This is a genomic window from Ruegeria sp. AB8, assembly GCF_056542605.1.
Window position 1 is genome coordinate 69,562 of the sequence record NZ_JBQGAB010000011.1, and the last position, 17,900, is coordinate 87,461.

The window sequence follows — 17,900 nt, forward strand, 5'->3', positions numbered from 1 at the left end:
CTTATGTCGAAAATGCACGTCAAACTCACCGTGAACGGCAAGCAGGTCGAAGGTCTGGCCGAGCCGCGCACGCTGCTGATCCACTTCCTGCGGGAAGATCTGAAAATCACCGGCCCTCATATCGGTTGCGAGACCAGCCATTGCGGGGCCTGCACCGTGGATATCGATGGCAAGTCCGTCAAATCCTGCACGACATTCGTGGCGCAGGTGAACGGTGCCGATATCACCACTGTCGAAGGCCTGACCAATGACGATGGCAGCCTTGGTGTCCTGCAAGAGATGTTCCGGGAACATCACGGGCTGCAATGTGGATTCTGCACGCCGGGGATGATCACCCGGGCGCATCGCTTGCTGCAGGAAAACCCGAACCCGACTGAGGAAGAAATTCGTTTTGGTATGGCTGGGAACCTCTGCCGTTGCACCGGTTATCAGAACATCGTCAAGGCGATCTCGGCCTCGGCTGACATGCTGAACGCTCAGAAGGAGGCCGCGGAATGAACGATCAAACCATGACCCCCGAAGAACGCGCCGCCAATCTCAAAGGGATGGGCAGCTCGCGCAAACGCGTCGAGGATGTGCGCTTTACCCAAGGCAAGGGCAACTATGTTGATGACATCAAACTGGATGGGATGCTGTTCGGTGCCTTTGTTCGCTCGCCTTATGCCCATGCCCGCGTTGTCAGTGTAAACAAAGACGCCGCGATGGCCGTGCCCGGTGTTGTTGCTGTATTGACAGCCGAGGATCTAGCTCCGCTAGGCTTGCATTGGATGCCGACGCTGGCTGGTGACAAGCAGATGGTGTTGGCCGATGGCAAGGTTCTGTTCCAGGGCCAGGAAGTCGCTTATGTAGTCGCCGAAAACCGCTATATCGCGGCGGATGCGGCTGAGCTGGTCGAGGTTGACTACGAAGAACTGCCCGTCCTGACCGACCCGTTCGAGGCACTGAAATCGGACGTTGTCCTGCGTGAAGACCTTGCGGGTCAGACCGAAGGCGCACACGGGCCGCGCAAGCATCACAACCACATCTTCACTTGGGAACAGGGCGACAAGGACGCCACCGAGGCCGTTCTGGGCGAGGCTGATGTCGTCGCTGAAGAGATGGTCTATTACCACAGGACCCACCCATGTCCGCTTGAGACCTGTGGCTGTGTGGCTTCGATGGATAAGGTGACCGGCAAGCTGACGCTTTATGGTACTTTCCAGGCCCCGCACGCGATCCGAACCGTTGTGTCGCTGATCTCGGGTCTCGCCGAGCACAATATCCGGGTAATCAGCCCTGATATCGGTGGTGGTTTCGGTAACAAGGTGGGCGCTTATGCGGGCTATGTCTGCTCGGTCGTCGCCTCGATTGTCACCGGCCAGCCGGTGAAATGGGTCGAGAACCGGATGGAAAATCTAATGTCCACCGCCTTTGCCCGCGATTATTGGATGCAGGGCAAGATCGCTGCGACCAAGGATGGCAAGATCACTGGCCTGTGGTGTCACACCACGGCGGATCATGGCGGGTTCGACGCATGCGCCGACCCGACCAAATTCCCGGCCGGTTTCATGAACATCTGCACCGGGTCGTATGACATCCCCACCGCTTATCTGGCTGTGGACGGGGTCTACACCAACAAGGCACCTGGCGGCGTCGCCTATCGTTGCTCGTTCCGGGTGACCGAGGCCGCCTATTTCATCGAACGGATGATAGAGGTTCTGGCCATCAAGCTGAACATGGACGCGGCTGAACTGCGCCGGATCAACTTTATCCGCAAAGATCAGTTCCCATATCAATCGGCGCTGGGCTGGGAGTATGACTCGGGCGATTACCACACCGCTTGGGATAAGGCATTGAAGGCCGTGGGCTACGAAGACTTGCGCGCCGAACAGGCGCAGCGGATTGAGGACTTCAAATCGGGCAAGACCCGCAAGTTGTTGGGTATTGGGCTGACGCACTTCACTGAAATCGTAGGCGCGGGACCGGTGAAGAACTGCGATATTCTCGGGCTCGGCATGTTCGATTCCTGCGAAATTCGAATCCACCCGACTGGGTCGGCCATCGCGCGGTTGGGGGCGATCAGTCAGGGTCAGGGCCATGCCACGACCTTTGCCCAGATCATCGCCAGTGAGATCGGCTTGCCTGCCGACGATATCACGCTGGAGGAAGGTGACACGGACACCGCGCCTTATGGTCTTGGGACCTATGGGTCTCGGTCGACACCTGTGGCCGGTGCGGCAACGGCGATGGCCGCCCGCAAAATCCGCGCCAAGGCGCAGATGATCGCGGCCTACCTGCTGGAAGTCCATGACAACGACGTCGAATGGGATGTGGATCGCTTTGCCGTCAAAGGCGCGCCCGAGCGGTTCAAGACGATGAAGGAAATCGCCTTTGCCGCCTACAATCAGGCGATCCCGGGGCTGGAACCCGGTCTGGAGGCGGTCAGCTACTATGACCCGCCGAACATGACCTATCCGTTCGGAGCTTATATCTGCGTCATGGAGATCGACGTGGATACAGGCGAATGGGACGTTCGGCAATTCTATGCGCTGGACGATTGCGGCACCCGGATCAACCCGATGATCATAGAAGGTCAGGTCCACGGTGGCGTGACCGAGGCGCTGGCCATCGCGATGGGTCAGGAAATCGCCTATGATGAGATGGGCAATGTGAAGACCGGTACTTTGATGGACTTCTTCCTGCCCACGGCATGGGAGACACCCAATTACACCACTGATCACACGGTGACGCCATCTCCGCATCACCCGATTGGTGCCAAGGGCGTGGGCGAGAGCCCCAATGTCGGCGGCGTGCCTGCGTTTTCGAATGCGGTGCATGATGCATTCCGTCCATTTGGCCTTGTTCAGAGCCACATGCCGCACGACCACTGGCGCATCTGGAAGATAGCCAACGGTCTGGGCATGCACAGCTAACAGGAAAAGCCGCCGCGCTGCATCTCAGTGCGGCGGCAATCCGGGAGAATGGCATGAGCTTGCAGGAGATACAGCAAGGCCTCGCCGAGGTGGGTTATGTTGCCGACGACCGATTGGCTATGGCGTTGCATCTGGCGCAGACCCTTGGGCGTCCGCTGTTGTTGGAAGGGCCCGCAGGGGTTGGCAAAACCGAGGTTGCAAAGGCGTTGGCAGCACAGCGCGTAGCGCGATTGATCCGGTTGCAGTGCTATGAAGGGCTGGATGCCAGCCACGCGATTTATGAGTGGAATTACCAGCGCCAGTTGCTGGCCATTCGTGCAAGCGAGGCACAGGGCGGAACCAGCGAGGCCCAGCTATTTACTGATGACTATCTGCTGAAGCGACCATTGCTGGAAGCAATCAGCGAAGAAGAGCCACCTGTTCTGCTGATCGATGAAATCGACCGCGCGGATGAGGAGTTTGAGGCCTATCTGCTCGAGATTTTGTCGGACTTTCAGATCACCATCCCCGAGCTTGGCACCATCAAGGCGCGTTCGCGGCCCATCGTGATCCTGACGGCAAACGGGACGCGGGACCTTTCAGACGCGCTGCGGCGGCGTTGCCTTTATAGTTTCCTCGACTACCCATCGCGTGAAACGGAAATGGCAATCCTGAAATCTCGCATGCCCAAAGTCGAAGGGCTGTTGGCGCACCAGATCATTGGCGTTGTGCAGGCATTGCGCAAAGAAGATTTGGAAAAGACCCCTGGCATCGCCGAGATGCTGGACTGGGCGGCCGCCCTTTCAGGGCTGGGTGTAAACGACATGGCGCAATCCCGCGAAGAGGTTCAGGCGACGCTTGTCTGCCTTCTAAAAACTGCCGCCGACTATGACGCTGCCCCGCCCGAAGTGATGGATCGCCTGATAGGAAAGGTGGCGTGATGCAAGTCACCCGGTTCCCCACTCGCGCATCTGGTTTGGCGGATCGCATGTCCGGCTTCATCGCACATCTGCGTATGAACGGAATGCGTGTTGGACCGGCTGAAACGGGGGACGCATTGGCCGCGCTGGCGGCGGTTGAGGCAACGGATATCAGACAGGCCCAGCGGGCGCTTTGCGTGTTACTGGCCGGCGACGCCGACGATTGGCGGCGCTTCGATGACCTGTTCGAGGCCTATTGGTTCAATACCGGAAAGCAGCGCACGGGAACTGCCCAAACGGCGCATGTGCGGGTTCAATCCGCCAAGCCGATGATCTGGCAGCAGGAAAGCCAGGCTGCTCAGGAAACGGAAACCGGCACGGATCAGGCCACTGCGCCTGATCCCGGCGACGGGGAGGCCGTGGGGAGGAACGGGAAGCTGATTGCAACCCGTACGGCCAACCTGTCGCGTCAGGATTTGCGCGAGCTGATGGACGAAGACGCGCTGCGGCAGGCGGAACAAGCCGCGACTGCTATCGCGCGCGCAATCCGCGACCGCCGCTCGCGCCGGCGGAAACAAGCGCTGCGTGGCCCCTCGCTTGATATGCGCCGGATCCAACGCGCCAGCCTTGCAAGGGGCGGAGAACCGATGGACCTGTATCGCCGCGCTCGTCCACCACGCCCGATGCGGATTGTGGCCTTGTGTGACGTAAGCGGTTCGATGACGGTTTATTCGCGGGTTTTTCTGGCCTTCCTCAAAGGTCTGATCGGCAGTGGCACAGAGGCGGACGCCTATCTCTTCCATACCCGTCTGATGCGCGTCACGGATGCGCTGCGCGACCACGACTCCTTGCGCGCGGCCGGGCGGCTGTCGTTGATGGCCGAAGGGTTTGGCGGCGGCACGGATATCTCGGGCAGTCTTGAGCATTTTCTGAATGGATACGGCGCGCGGTCTTTGAACGGGCGGACCATCGTGCTGATCTTGTCCGATGGGTATTGCAGTTCCGACCCGCAGGCGCTGGGCGATGCGCTGGCGCGCATCCGACGTAAAGCGCGGCGGATCGTATGGCTGAACCCCCTGAAAGGCTGGCGGGACTACCAGCCGATTGCTGCCGCGATGCAGGCGGCGGAACCCTATCTGGATGCACATTTGCCAGCCAACACGCTGGAAGCGCTGGCGGCGTTGGAACCGCAGTTTCGTAAGCTGTGAAAGGAATCTGAAATGGCTAACTTCGACATATTCGACACGATTGAACAGCTGCGCCAAACCGGTGAGGCCTTTTGTGTGGCTACGGTCCTGCGTACGGCGGATGCAACGTCCGCAAAGGCCGGAGGAAAAGCTGCGATCACCAAAGACGGGCGCCTTCTTGGACATCTCGGAGGGGCTTGCGTGCAGCGCGCCGTCCGAACCTCGGCCCGGACGGCGCTGATCACCGGTGAGCCGCAGATGATCCGTGTCAAACCTTCGAATAAGGTGGTGAGCATGACAGACCCCGACGGAGTGCAGACCTTCAAAAGCGGCTGCCCCTCGGGCGGCACTGTCGATCTGTTGGTCGAACCGTATCAACACACCCCGCGTCTGGTGATCTTTGGGACGTCTCCGATTGCCACAGCGCTGGCAGCGCATGGGGCGCTGGCCGGCTTTCGCATCTGCCTTGGTGACGAGGCAGAAACAGACGGCGACTACGATAGGTTTACGCTGGAAACCATCGACCATTTGGACATCGAATCGCAGGATTTCGTTGTTGTTGCCTCGCAGGGTCGCGGAGACGCTGACGCCCTGAAAGCGGCGCTGCAAACCGAGGCGGCCCATGTCTCCATGGTGGCCAGCCGCCGAAAGGCTGATGCGCTTACGGCAAAACTCATCGCTCAAGGTTTGGCGCCGGAGCGCGCGGCGCAGCTCAAATCCCCGGCCGGGCTGGATATCCATGCGATCGATCCGCATGAAATCGCCCTGTCGATCCTGGCCGAGATCGTGCTGTGGCGAAACACGAACAAATCCAGAGAGGCATCTGATGATGAAAAACGTGCTTAATCGCCTGCGGCGTTTGTGGCTGGTGCGCCCGGACGTAACGCCGGAAGAGGCTACCGAGACCGCACTTCTGGTCTATCCAAGATGTTGTTGAACAAAGGAAACATGAATGGAACTCAGTGACGAAATCCACATTGCCACCCCGCGCGACGTCGTTTACCGCGCTTTGAACGATCCGGATGTCCTGCGCGAGTGCATTCCCGGCTGCGAGGAACTGATCCAGCACTCGCCCGAGCACCTTGAGGCCAAGGTTGTCCTCAAGATCGGCCCAGTCAAGGCGCGGTTCTCTGGCGAGGTGACGCTGGATACTTCAAATGCACCTGAAGGTTTTTCCCTGACCGGGGAAGGCAAAGGCGGCGCGGCCGGGTTTGCCAAAGGTGGTGCCGACGTAACGCTTACCTCAAATGGGGATGAGACCATTCTTGCATACACCGCTAAAGTTGAAGTCGGCGGAAAGATTGCGCAATTGGGTAGTCGATTGATTGCTGGCACCGCGAAAAAGCTCTCGGGCAAGTTCTTTACTCGTTTTGGCGAGATCGTCTCGGAGCAATCGGTTTCTTAGAACCAGTATCAGTAGAACTTGGGATTGAGTGGCTGGGAATTGATCATCGTTCAGAGGTGACAAAACCCAGCTCATTTGCGTGCCCATCTGGACGTAACCAAACTTGATGCGGCCAAATCCAGTTGTTCTGCGGTGCCATTCAAACTTCAAAGATGCGCGTGAACGACGGAAAGGGCGTGGGTTAACGCCCTCTCGGCGAAATCTATATCGCCTGTGAAGTCGCTGCCCTTTCGGCTTGCGTCTTCCTGCAAGTTTTCTTCGCCTTTCTGAATGCGTCCCTCCGCAATCGTGCCCCAAACCGCGATATCCTTGATCTTCATCGGGTCGACGGTCACGGGGTTCTCTGCCAAAATCGTGAAGTTGGCGAGCTTGCCCGGTTCGATGCTGCCCCGTTCTTCTTCAAGGCGGTGAGAATACGCCGCATTGATCGTGACCCCACGCAGGGCCTGTTCGGCAGAGATCTTTTGGTCGCTGCCGGCAACGCGACCGGAACTCGTGATCCGGTTTACCGCACACCACATCAGGAACAGTGGGTCGCCCGGTGCCATGGGCATGTCAGAGTGCAGCGACCACGAGATAGCTGATTTCTCCAGATCGCCCAGCCGCACCATCTGGTCCGCGCGCTCGGGTCCCAGGCCGGTTTCGCTGTAGCGATCTGATAGCGCGGTGACGTAGTAAGGATTGGCGCTGACGATCGCGCCGAGGCGTTTGATACGCTCGACCTGGTCGGGCGCGCTGACGGCGAAGTGGACAATCACCGTACGATGATCAAAACGCGGGTTGCGTAATAGATTATCTTCCAGCGTGTTCAGAACACGGTCGAGACCGGCATCGCCGTTGACATGCACATGGACCTGATAACCGGCGTCCCAATAGATCCGGAAAGCACGTTCGAAAGCATCCTGATCCATCATCCATTCACCGTGATAGTCACCGATGGCGGGGTCGCGAAGTTGGATTGCGAGGGAATATATGGCGCCGTCAGAGAACAGTTTTACGCTGCCAGTTGCCATGCTGGTCATGCCGCCGTACCAGTCGACCAAAGCCTCGGTTTTGCGGATCACGTCGGTATCCTGATCGTAAGTAGCAACCAGGCTTTTGCCATCGGGAATGAACGTCCATCGGAAGGGCATCGATGGCGCCGACATCACCGCATTGACAGCATCCTGAATGGGCTTTGCAAGAATACCGCCCGGTTCGTTTCCGAAGGTCACACCCTTGGCGTGCATGTAGTCGCGCATGGTCAGCAGGCCGGAACGGAACTTGTCAGGGTTTGCGACCATCGGTGCGATATTCGGCAAAACGGCAAACAAACCCTGTTCCCAGAAGTGACCATCTTCGAAACTGGATTGTGATTTTTCTGTCTCTGACCAGCTGGCGATCAGGTCTTCGGTGACGCCCGCGGCGTTCATCGCGGCTGTATTCAGGATGAACTCATGACAGGATCTGGCCCACGCGAATACCGGCCGCTCGGCGCTGATCGCGTCGAGGTCGGCACGGGTCAGAGGGCCATAGAACGCGGCATGATACCCCCAAGTGAGCAGCGGTTCAGCCGGATCATCCAGCTCGGCCTCGGCTGCCGCAAGGCGCGTCATGAAGTCATCCTTGTCCTTGAGGGCAATCGCGGTGCCGTCGGGCAGTTCCCAATCCTCGATGGACAGGATCAGGGATGACATTGTCAATCCTGCCAGGATCGGATGGTCGTGCTGCGCAATGAAACCGGGAACGATAACGTGGTCGTCGAATGTTGTGTCCAGATCGTACGGTTTATCTCCAAGGATGCCCTTGACATCGTCCAGCGTTCCGGTTGCAAGGATCCGATCTTTTATCACCGCAACGGCCTGAGCTGACGGTTGATCCGGGTCGAGCGTCACGATCTCGCGCGCAGTGAAAATCGTGGCGGTCTCCAAACCCAACATCGCAGCGCCAACGTCCGAAAGAGAGGTCGCTTGAGCCATTGCCTGTCCGGCCAAAGCCAGGGCAGTTGAGTTGATCAGGGCGAATTTTAGGAAACGCCTTCTGGAAATATCAGTCATTACGTTCTCCGGAAATCACGTTGTTGAGGAAACAGCGGGTACAAATAACGTCAGCACCCATTTAAGCGTAAGGTACTCAAAAATCACCATGTTCTTTCAGATACGGTCCGATTTCCTGAAAGAACTCATCGAACCCCGGATGGCCGCGTATCATGCAATGATTGGCCCCGGGCAGTTCAACGAACTCTGCCGTCGGGATTTCCCGGGCTGTCTCACGGCCTTCATTGATGGGTGCCGCCATGTCGCCTTGGGCATGCAACACCAAAGTCGGAACATTCACGCGCTGCGCATCCGCGCGTACGTCCATGTAGCTGTTCATTTCCATGATCCGCAAGGCCGTTTCCGGGCTGGCGGAGATGCGTTGCATTTCGTCGAAACTTGCCCCTTCTTCCGGCGTGGCATCCGGCATGTAACAAGACGTGAAGAAATGGCGGTACACCGGGTTGGGGGAGCCCCAGCCGGCCGATACCATGGCGCGAGATGCCTGATAAAACTGTTCGGCTTCGGCGTCCCCGCGCTTCATGCGCCCGCGCAAATAGCCCCCCAGCAGGATAAGAAATTTCACGCGCTTGGGGTGTCTTGCCGCAAATCGAATTGAAAATGCAGACCCCTGACTGATGCCGAACAGGCCAAAACGATCCAGCCCGGCCGCATCGGCCACGGCAATCATGTCGTCGATCATACGATCTTCTGAAATGTCCTCAACTTCCCAGTCTGAAAGCCCGTTTCCCCGTTGGTCGAACCGGACCAATCGACAGAGTTTGGACATCTCGGACAGGAAATCCCCCCAGACCGGGCTGGTCCACTCATACTCGATGTGATTAAGCCAATTCGGGGCTTTCAGCACAGGTATACCTTCTCCGGTCGAGGCCCAGGCAAGATTTACGCCATCTGCCGATTTGCAGAACTTCACGCGCTGTTGCAGTGAAATCTCAGGAGCCGCACGCACGGGCGCCGCCTGAGGGGACCATTGCCAGACACGAATGGGTCGAGTGATGTTCTTGACGCGTTGGCCGCCCATGTCGCGAAATGGAGCGTCGACCCGGTCCTGAATTGCCTGATGCACGATATCCGAAACGCACACGCCGCCGGGTTCTGCCAATCCTTCAAGCCGCGCGGCGACGTTCACCCCATCTCCGAAGATGTCACCGTCGTCGAAAATGACATCGCCCAGATTGATGCCGACGCGAAATCGGATTCTCTTGTCGTCCTCCAGTTCGGTTTCCCGAAGGCTCATCGCTTGCTGAATGCTGACGGCGCATTGAACCGCGTCCTGAACGGATTCAAATGAGGCCAGCATGCCGTCTCCGGTCGTTTTGATGATGCTTCCTCCGCGCCGGGTTATTTCCGGATCGATCAATTCGCGCCGATGTTTCTTTTGACGTGACAGAACACCCAACTCGTCCACTTCCATCAAGCGCGAGTACCCGACCATATCGGCCGCCATAATGGCTGAGAGGCGTTGTTCCATGGCAATCCCCCCTCTGCGCCAGCGGTGGTTTGATCGCTGTCAATCAGGTGCCGGCGCGAAACAATGACCCCAGTATAGCCGGAAATCTTCAGACCGTAACGGCGCTGGTGAAGGTTTGAAGAGATCGTGGAATTTTCCGACTTCACTCGAACTGAATAATGACCGTCTCAAAATCCTCGAAGCTTGTGACCTTGGTGTGATGACCGCGTCCGAACTTGTCTGCCATGTGCCAAACGTCCCCCGGTCCTATATCCCGAAATTTGCCATCGCTTGCGGTAACGCGGATCGTTCCGGCAAGGCACACCAGCCTTTGCGTCACTGGCGTCGGGTGGATCGGTTCGTTCCAACCTGATCGAAGCCTCAGGAACATGGTCTGTTTAACATGCTCCGGCTCGGAGAACTCAATTGCCTTTGCTGGTGGCGCAAAGCTTCGCTCTGCCAGCGGAACTTCGATCTCGGACCAACGGCTTTCGCCTGCGGCGTCGGCATACAGGTTGTAGTACTTCACGATCAAAACCCTTCCGGAGATTTGACAAAGCCAGGCTGATGGTCAAAATCATCAACCCTAAAGCTGTGAACCAATTGGTAAGATGCTCAAAAAGCCGGCGACGATGTGATCCCATGCCGTACCTGTCGGCTCGGAGTCATATTCCAGGATCGTGCCATCCTCGTTCCGGGTCCGCCACTTAAGTTGGCCTGCACGCTCCAATGTCACGTGATAGGTGTAGGCTGGCAGCGCTTGGTCCAGGGCAGCCATGGTTTGACTGGCCAAAGCGGGCGAATCCATCAGAATCCCCATTTCGGTATTGATGTGGACCGAACGCGGGTCCCAGTTGAACGACCCGACGAACAGATATCGGTCATCCACCGCGAAAGCCTTGGAATGGAGGCCGGATCGGGATTGCGCCCAATTGATGCCGCGACGTTGGACTTGGTAGGCATCGGGCCTCAGTTCATACAGGTCGACCCCGCCGCGCAGCATTGCCCGACGTTTCTTGGCATAGTGGGCGTAGACCGGTGCGACGTCGTTCGAGGCCAATGAGTTGGTGACAACTTTGACCTCGACTCCGCGGTTTTCCAGTTCGGTCATCCACCTCACGCCATTGTTGCGGGGTACAAAATAGGCCGAGATGATGTTTACTTCGCTTTTGGCATTTTCGAAGTAGGGCAGAAGTTGGGATGCGAGAATTGGATCCGAGTTTTCCAGGCCCGCGGCCTTGGACGGCGGGTCCGCATACAATCGGGCAGGAAGCCAATCCAGTGACAGCGCGCCGTCTGCAAAATTCTCTTCGGCGGATCGTCGTAGGGCGGCACCGTATTGCGTTTGCTTCGCCTCTTCCACCAGCGCGTTGAGCCTGCCTCGCGCATCGCTCAGGCTGAAGGCCTCCGGTTCACCGACAACCACGCGGGCAGGGACGGCAAATTCGCTGTTCCAGTATGCGTCAAAGCTTTTGGAGACCTCTTTTACAACAGGACCTGCGGCCAGAACGTCCAGATCGGCATAGTTCATTTCTTTACGGGCCAGAAAGTACTCGGCACCGATGTTTCGCCCACCGACAATCGTGAACACGTTGTCCGCCGTCATGGACTTGTTGTGCATTCGTCGATTGATGCGTTTGAAATCAGTCAGCCCCGCAACCAGCAGGCTTTGATCGCGCCAAAAGGGGTTAAACAGCCGGATTTCGATGTTTTCGTGGTAATCAAGCGCAGCGGTCATCGCGTCGTAGCCGGATGTATCCATGTCATCCAACAGCAACCGGACACGCACCCCCCGATCTGCCGCTTGTAAAAGACTGGCCGCAAAGAGATGCCCGGTCGGATCGTTGTGCAAAAGATAGTATTGGGCGTTGATCGTTTGCTCTGCCGCTGCGGCCATCAATAGCCTTGAGACCAGAGCTTCTTCGCCGTCGCTGATCAGCTTTACACCCGAACGACCGTCTTTTGGGTCTCCGAGGCGGTTGACGGTCTGCGCAAGATTGCTGCCCGAGCTTGCAGGAACAGCACTTGATACCGTCTTTTCATATGTACGAACTCGGGGAGAGCAAGCGACAAGGCCCAACGCGCAAACGACACAAACCACGATAGCCCATGGTTTCATAGTCTTCCTCCAACCATCCGTTACCAAGTGACTACGCATCAGGGCGCGAATGCAAGTTTCTTCTTTGCAGCGTCTGGTTGTTTCGCATCTGTCCCCGGGCGGTGTGTGGTAGGGATCGCAGTATGGCGACCATTAAAAGCCACCTATTTGCGGGTTGGATGGGGGGGCGAGATAGGTCGAAGTATGGTGGCAAAGCCTGAATTCGTACCGGTTTTGCCTGCAAACACCCGTCTAGGCGTCGACTGTTCTGATGCTTCCGATCTCGATTTCTCGGTTTTGTTTGGACGAGGCAATTGCCGCAAAAACGATGGCCAATGACTTTAGGTTGTTCTTTGCGGATACCGAGGGCTCTCGGTCCTCTTCTATCGCACAAAGAAGCTCGCCCATGGTTCCGCGAAACCCGTCGTTGAACCATTGTCCCTTGAGCGCTGGGCGCGCGATGCCCTGTGCTGTCTCAATCGTCACAGATTGCGACGAAAGATCCGGTCCCCTTGATGTAAGGCTTCCGGTTGTGCCAGCCACATATGTTGTGTCACGCGGGCCAAAAGGAACGCCCCCGTCAAAAATCAGGCTTGCCTGGCCTTGGTCCAAACGCACCAGCGACTGTGACATCAAAGGGACCTTGTTGGCCTGGCCACGTGCCGGTGTCGCGGTTGCAAAGACGCTTTCTGCCCTGTCGCCAACAAGAGACGCAAGAAAATCGAACCAATGCACACCAAAATCGTAAAGGATCAGGTGCTCCATTTCGTCAAACGGCGTACCTGCGGTCCAGCCGTGATCCCAGTGAATTGAAACATGTGCAGACAGAACGTCGCCGATCAATCCAACTGAAACCGCCTCGCGCATCCAGGACAGGTGCGGAGCCCAGCGGCCATTTTGGTTTACCGCGAGTTTCACACCCTGATCATCTGCCAGCTTCACAAGGTCATTGCCAAGATCGAGGTCGGTAACAAACGGCTTCTGGCTGAGCACGTGTTTGCCCGCCTGCAAAGCAGCCTTGAGGATTGGCACGCGGTGTTCCGGATGAAGCGTGACGTCGACAACGTCGATTTCATTGTCGGAAAGAAGCGCCTGCCAATCATCTTCGATGCGCGCCGACGGGCAGTATTCGGCGGCCTTTTCTTCGGCTTTCGCGCGCGTCCGGTTCCAGATTGCGGCAATGTCCCAGCCGGCCGTTCGGTAGGCATCCAGATGGCTTACGGAAATTCCGCCCGTACCAATTATTCCGATCCTGGGCCTGTATTTTTGAGGCGCCGGTGGAGAATACGGCAGGTCCGGGGCAGGGACTTCGGGCAACTGGGCTGACTTTAAGGCATACTGGTCGGTTTTAGCACTGTCCTCGCTCATGACAGCAACCTGAGAGTTTGTTTTTCGCGGGCTGAACGGAGCGCGGTATCGACGATCCGCTGTGCTGTCAGACACAGGGCCGGATCAAGCGGCCCTTCGACCCGGGTTCCATTGGACAGGCAGCCAAGGACGTATTCGATGGCGTTTCGTTCGCCAGCAGCCAACGGGGTCACCGGTATCTCGTGCCGTTCGGGTTTTGCGCGGGTCTGAACCGTTATGTGGCTGGCATAGTCGGGCGACGAAATGGTGCCGTCGGTGCCGACAAAAACAAACCCGCAAGTGGGTTGCGGCTGCGTTGTCCAAGGATCGGTGAACGTACCCCAGCGCGTTTCCATCTTTGACAGCCCGGTTTCGTAACGGCACACGGCAATTGCATGCTGATCGACCTCGATACCTGGTGTTTCGTCAACGGTGCATGTGACCTCGATCGGTGCACGGCCGCCCATGAACCAGGTTCCAAGCGTCGCGCCGTATCCCAGGTAATCAAGCAGCGAACCGCCACCGGATGACCGTTTGTACCACCAGGAGTCCGGCTTTTGACGCTCGACTTCCTCGGGGGTTACTTCGACCTTATCGGCCAAGTGGTACAACGGTCCGCGATTTCCGTCATAGAAATGGACCTCACGCAGGTCACCGATCATGCCTTCGTCGATCAACCGCTTGGCCGTCACGTGGCTTTCGACCCATCGCAAGGGCCAGTTGATGACCAGCTGATTTCCGGTTTCGCTCATCGCCGTCATCATCCGGCGGGCATCGTCAACAGATGCGGCAAAGGGTTTTTCGACAAAAACATGCATGTCATGAAGAGCCAGCCGTTCCGCGTAGTCCGCATGTTGCGCTGTCGCCACGCAAAGAATGGCCATATCGTAAGGACCCGCCGTCATACATGCGTCGAATTCCGTAAATACCCGATCTTCCGGAATATCGAATGCCTTCACTGCCGCCTGCATTTTGTCCTGATCCGGATCGAAGATCGCGGCGATTTCGGCGTCAGGATGCTCGTGCACCATCCGAAGCAAATCACCCATATGCATGTGATCGAAACTGACGCCGACGATCCGGAATTTTGCCATTGGGAACCTCCTTTAGCGTGTGCCGGTGATCCTGACGTAGAGCGCAGTAACCGCGAGGATGATCAGCCCAAACAGGGCCGTGCGTGCGCCTTCCGGCATCTGCATCAATGTTAGCATGGTATCCAGCACACGCAGAATAAGTGCGCCCACAATTGCACCCGCGAAGCTGCCACGCCCCCCAAAGATTGATGTGCCGCCGATCACCGCCGCGGCGACCGATGGCAACAACAACGGATTTGCAAGGCTCAGTGAGGTTTGACGGATCATGCCGAGATAGAGCAAACCAGCCAGTGCGGCGATAAAGCTGGATAGCACGTAGAGCGCCAGATAGACCTGCCAGGCCCGTACACCGGATAATTTGGCGGCCTGTTCGTTGGAGCCAAGTGCAAACAGCAACCGGCCAAACCCGGTATAGCGCATCAGCCACAGGATAAAGAGCGCGAACGGAACGAATACAAAAAGTCCGTTCGGCATTCCTGCGGTTCGACCGGTCCCGAGCCATGAAAGGAAAGCGGGAATCTCGGTGCCCGCATTGATGACGAGGCGTTGGTAGACCTGCAGGCATCCGGTGGCGATCAATCCCGTTCCAAGCGTCATGATCAAAGGATGGACACGCACCAGTCCAACCCCGATGCCATTTACAACGCCAACAATAAGGCCTGCGGACAAAGCAATCAGGACTGCAGGCGTTACGCCCCATATTGCGCTGAGTGTCGCGCAGACGAAGGCTGACACAGTAGCGACCACTCCGACCGACAGGTCAATTCCTGCCGTCAGCATCGTCAGTACCTGACAAGCGGCAAGCATCGCCAGCGGAATTGCGAACTTGATCAGGTTGCCGACCCAAAAGGTCGAAATCAGCCCGTCCCGACCGGCCCGAAACGGGGTGACGATACCCGGCCGCAAGACCTCGAGCACAGCGATCATCAGGAACAGGAAAACCAACAGCGGTATGATCGGGTTGTCACGAAGATACCGCCCAAAGCGGACCATTGGCAGGTCAGTGGTGTCCATGCTCATCGGCGGGCCCCCCTTAGTGACGCCGCAGTGCCCAGCATGACAACAAGGACCATGATTGTTCCTTCGATAATTGTTGTCACGTTTGGATCGACGGCCAGCAAAGTCAGGATCGTTCGGATGATCCGCAGAATGAAAACGGCGATGATCGGGCCAAGAAGGCCGCCTTTGCCACCACCCAGAACGACACCGCCAAGAACCACCGCCGCGACAGAGGCCATAAGATACGGACCTGGCACCGGCTCTCCTATTCCGGTCAGGGCGGCCAGGCTTAATCCGCCCATGGCGCAAAACAGACCGCATAGGGCGTAGGCGATAACTTTCGTTCTTCCGACCGCAACGCCTGAACGGAAGGCAGCCAGTTCGTCCGACCCAGTTGCATAGATCGACAGCCCAAGTTTAGAGCGCCGGATCGGCAGCCAGACCACCGCGATGCCGACAGCGATGACGACAAGCGCCTTTGGCAGCCCGTCGAACAGAAAATGCCCTCGGATCGCTTGTTCCAGCCAGTCCGCCGTCGCGCCACCGGGTGTTTCAAGGATCAGCAACGCAACGCCTTCCCAAACAAAAAGCATTGCGAGTGTAACGACGATGTCGGGTACGCGCGTCACAACAATCAGTAGCCCGTTGATCAGCCCCATCAAAAGCCCGACACCCAGAACTATTAGCAGGGCGGGCACACCGGCCATGCGTTCCATCAAAACGGCAGCCGTCACGGCGCATACCGCCATCATCGATGCGACGGACAAATCGATGCCGCCGACGATCACGACGATGGCCATACCGGCGGTTGCAAAAGCAAAGGGCAGGGCGGCACGGGCGATACTCTCAAGCCCGGACGCGCCGAAAGTGGGTTGTATCACCTTTGTGATGGTCAGAAGAACCACAAGAAGTAAAACGAGCCCCATGACCCAGGAGTGTTTTCGGATGGTCCCGCTCACGCTGCGCCCTCCGCTTCGGTCAGGCCATAAGCCGCGCGCATCAGTGTTTGTTCATCGGCGTTGGCAGCGTCAATCACGTCAACCACCCGCCCGTTGAAGATTACGACCGCACGATCGCAGGCAAGCGGGATTTCTTCCAACTCGGATGTGTAGAACAAAACCGCCGCGCCCTGATCGGCCAACTCGCGAACCAGTGGATAAATCTGGCGTTTCGTGCGGACATCAATGCCACGGGTCGGGTCGAACAAAAGCAAGGTTTCGACACCGGTCGCCAGCCAGCGACCAATGGTGACTTTCTGCTGGTTGCCACCTGAAAGTCGTTGCACTTCGCCCTGCGCGCGTGTGTCGATCTGCAGCTTTTCGACCGCATAAGCGACCCGGTCCCGCTCGTGACGGAGTTTTATCGGCCCCCAGTTTCTAAGACGTGCCGAGAATGGTAGCGCAATGTTTTCCCTGACGGACCTTTGCGCCATCAAAGCATCAGAACGGTCGCCCGGCACGAAGGTCAGCCCGGCCGCAATGGCGTCGGCGGGGTGGGCGAAATGAACAGGCTTTCCGTCCACTTCCATTGACCCTGACGTTGGTCGGTCAAAACCCGCGAGCACCTCGAAAAGCTCATCCTGTCCCTGACCTTCAAGCGCGACTACCCCCAGTACTTCGCCGGGGTACAAGTCGAACGAGACGTCCGAGAAACTGGGCTCGAACGCAAGCGACTGAACGTGCAATCGGGGTGTCTGTGTTTGTGGTCCGTTTGCTTTAAGTATCTGGCGCTGTCCGATGTCTATCTTTTGACCCAGCATCAACTCGACAACGCGTTCTTCGACGCCGGGTTCAATGTCCAGATCCCCGACAGACATGCCATCCCGCAACACCGTCGCCCGATCGCATAGTTCAGAAATCTCGGTGAAGCGGTGGGAAACATAGATCACCCCCATCCCGTCATTTGCCTTGCGTCGAACGGTTTTCAGAACACGTTCAACCAAATCTGTGGGCAGCGCAGCGGTCATTTCGTCCAGCAGGAGAACGTCAGGTTCAACTGCCAATGCGCGGGCCAGATCGAGAATGCGAAGCGTGGCGAGCGGCAGGTCGCCAATCATCGCTGACAACTTCAGGTCATTGATCCCAAGTTCCGAAACCCAGTCACGGAACTGATCGACCGGTGTGTCGGTCAGCCTGAGATTGTCGGACACGTCGAGATCAGGAATAAGTGACGGTTCCTGGTAAACAGGCACCAGACCGGAACGGCGCGCCTCGGCCGGGTTTCCGACATGCGCCGGTTTCCCCCGGATCAGCACCTGGCCAGCATCAGGTTTCAGGGCACCCGTTATGATTTTGACAAAAGTCGACTTCCCGGCACCATTTGCCCCCATCAAGGCAACAATCTCGCCTTCGGCGACCGTAAGCTGGGCTTTGGTCAGGGCATGTACGGCGCCAAAACTTTTGGCCACGTCAGACGCGTCGAGTAGTGCTGTGCGGCTCATGGAGTTCCTTGAATGCTGGAGATGCTCTGTGTG

The 17,900-nt window shown here is 57.7% G+C and carries 15 protein-coding genes; 6 read left to right on the forward strand and 9 right to left on the reverse strand.

Going from position 1 to position 17,900, the window contains the following annotated elements; all coding sequences use genetic code 11:
• Positions 1–3: 3 nt before the first annotated feature.
• From ACR0CG_RS12955 to ACR0CG_RS12980, 6 genes are all read left to right on the forward strand, one after another.
• The gene (locus tag ACR0CG_RS12955; protein ID WP_093963851.1) at positions 4–498 is read left to right on the forward strand and encodes a (2Fe-2S)-binding protein; all 495 of its coding nucleotides are present in this window, start codon (positions 4–6) and stop codon (positions 496–498) included.
• A complete protein-coding gene (locus ACR0CG_RS12960; protein WP_480525382.1) occupies positions 495–2,912 on the forward strand; it encodes an aerobic carbon-monoxide dehydrogenase large subunit in 2,418 nt (805 codons plus the stop codon). The genes ACR0CG_RS12955 and ACR0CG_RS12960 overlap by 4 nt, the downstream gene beginning before the upstream one ends.
• Positions 2,913–2,965: 53 nt before the next feature.
• Entirely contained in the window at positions 2,966–3,832 is an 867-nt protein-coding gene (locus ACR0CG_RS12965) for an AAA family ATPase (protein ID WP_480525383.1), read from the forward strand.
• Positions 3,832–5,019: a vWA domain-containing protein gene (locus ACR0CG_RS12970; RefSeq protein ID WP_480525502.1), complete on the forward strand. Its 1,188-nt coding sequence runs from the start codon at positions 3,832–3,834 to the stop codon at positions 5,017–5,019. The genes ACR0CG_RS12965 and ACR0CG_RS12970 overlap by 1 nt, the downstream gene beginning before the upstream one ends.
• Positions 5,020–5,031: 12 nt before the next feature.
• Positions 5,032–5,844 carry an XdhC family protein gene (locus ACR0CG_RS12975; protein ID WP_480525385.1) on the forward strand — a complete coding sequence of 271 codons (813 nt, stop codon included), beginning with the start codon at positions 5,032–5,034 and terminating at the stop codon, positions 5,842–5,844.
• Positions 5,845–5,950: 106 nt separating this feature from the next.
• Complete coding sequence (locus tag ACR0CG_RS12980) at positions 5,951–6,403, forward strand: SRPBCC family protein (protein ID WP_170680458.1); 453 nt, start codon at positions 5,951–5,953, stop codon at positions 6,401–6,403.
• Positions 6,404–6,549: 146 nt separating this feature from the next.
• Here the strand turns inward: ACR0CG_RS12980 and ACR0CG_RS12985 are convergent, their stop codons facing one another.
• From ACR0CG_RS12985 to ACR0CG_RS13025, 9 genes are all read right to left on the reverse strand, one after another.
• A complete protein-coding gene (locus ACR0CG_RS12985; protein ID WP_480525387.1) occupies positions 6,550–8,439 on the reverse strand; it encodes an amidohydrolase in 1,890 nt (629 codons plus the stop codon).
• Between the two features lie 76 nt (positions 8,440–8,515).
• On the reverse strand, positions 8,516–9,910 hold the full coding sequence (locus ACR0CG_RS12990; protein ID WP_480525388.1) for an alpha/beta fold hydrolase: 1,395 nt from the start codon (positions 9,908–9,910) through the stop codon (positions 8,516–8,518).
• A 142-nt stretch (positions 9,911–10,052) separates the two neighbouring features.
• Entirely contained in the window at positions 10,053–10,418 is a 366-nt protein-coding gene (locus ACR0CG_RS12995; RefSeq protein WP_480525390.1) for a cupin domain-containing protein, read from the reverse strand.
• A gap of 57 nt (positions 10,419–10,475) precedes the next feature.
• Entirely contained in the window at positions 10,476–12,008 is a 1,533-nt protein-coding gene (locus ACR0CG_RS13000; protein ID WP_480525392.1) for a phospholipase D family protein, read from the reverse strand.
• Positions 12,009–12,239: 231 nt separating this feature from the next.
• A complete protein-coding gene (locus ACR0CG_RS13005; protein WP_480525394.1) occupies positions 12,240–13,355 on the reverse strand; it encodes a Gfo/Idh/MocA family protein in 1,116 nt (371 codons plus the stop codon).
• Positions 13,352–14,428, reverse strand: coding sequence for a Gfo/Idh/MocA family protein (locus ACR0CG_RS13010; protein WP_480525395.1), 1,077 nt, complete (start codon positions 14,426–14,428; stop codon positions 13,352–13,354). The genes ACR0CG_RS13005 and ACR0CG_RS13010 overlap by 4 nt, the downstream gene beginning before the upstream one ends.
• Positions 14,429–14,440: 12 nt before the next feature.
• Positions 14,441–15,448, reverse strand: coding sequence for an ABC transporter permease (locus tag ACR0CG_RS13015; protein ID WP_480525397.1), 1,008 nt, complete (start codon positions 15,446–15,448; stop codon positions 14,441–14,443).
• Positions 15,445–16,386, reverse strand: a complete 942-nt coding sequence (locus ACR0CG_RS13020) for an ABC transporter permease (RefSeq protein WP_480525398.1) — start codon at positions 16,384–16,386, stop codon at positions 15,445–15,447. The genes ACR0CG_RS13015 and ACR0CG_RS13020 overlap by 4 nt, the downstream gene beginning before the upstream one ends.
• On the reverse strand, positions 16,383–17,867 hold the full coding sequence (locus ACR0CG_RS13025) for a sugar ABC transporter ATP-binding protein (protein ID WP_480525400.1): 1,485 nt from the start codon (positions 17,865–17,867) through the stop codon (positions 16,383–16,385). The genes ACR0CG_RS13020 and ACR0CG_RS13025 overlap by 4 nt, the downstream gene beginning before the upstream one ends.
• Between the last annotated feature and the right edge of the window lie 33 nt (positions 17,868–17,900).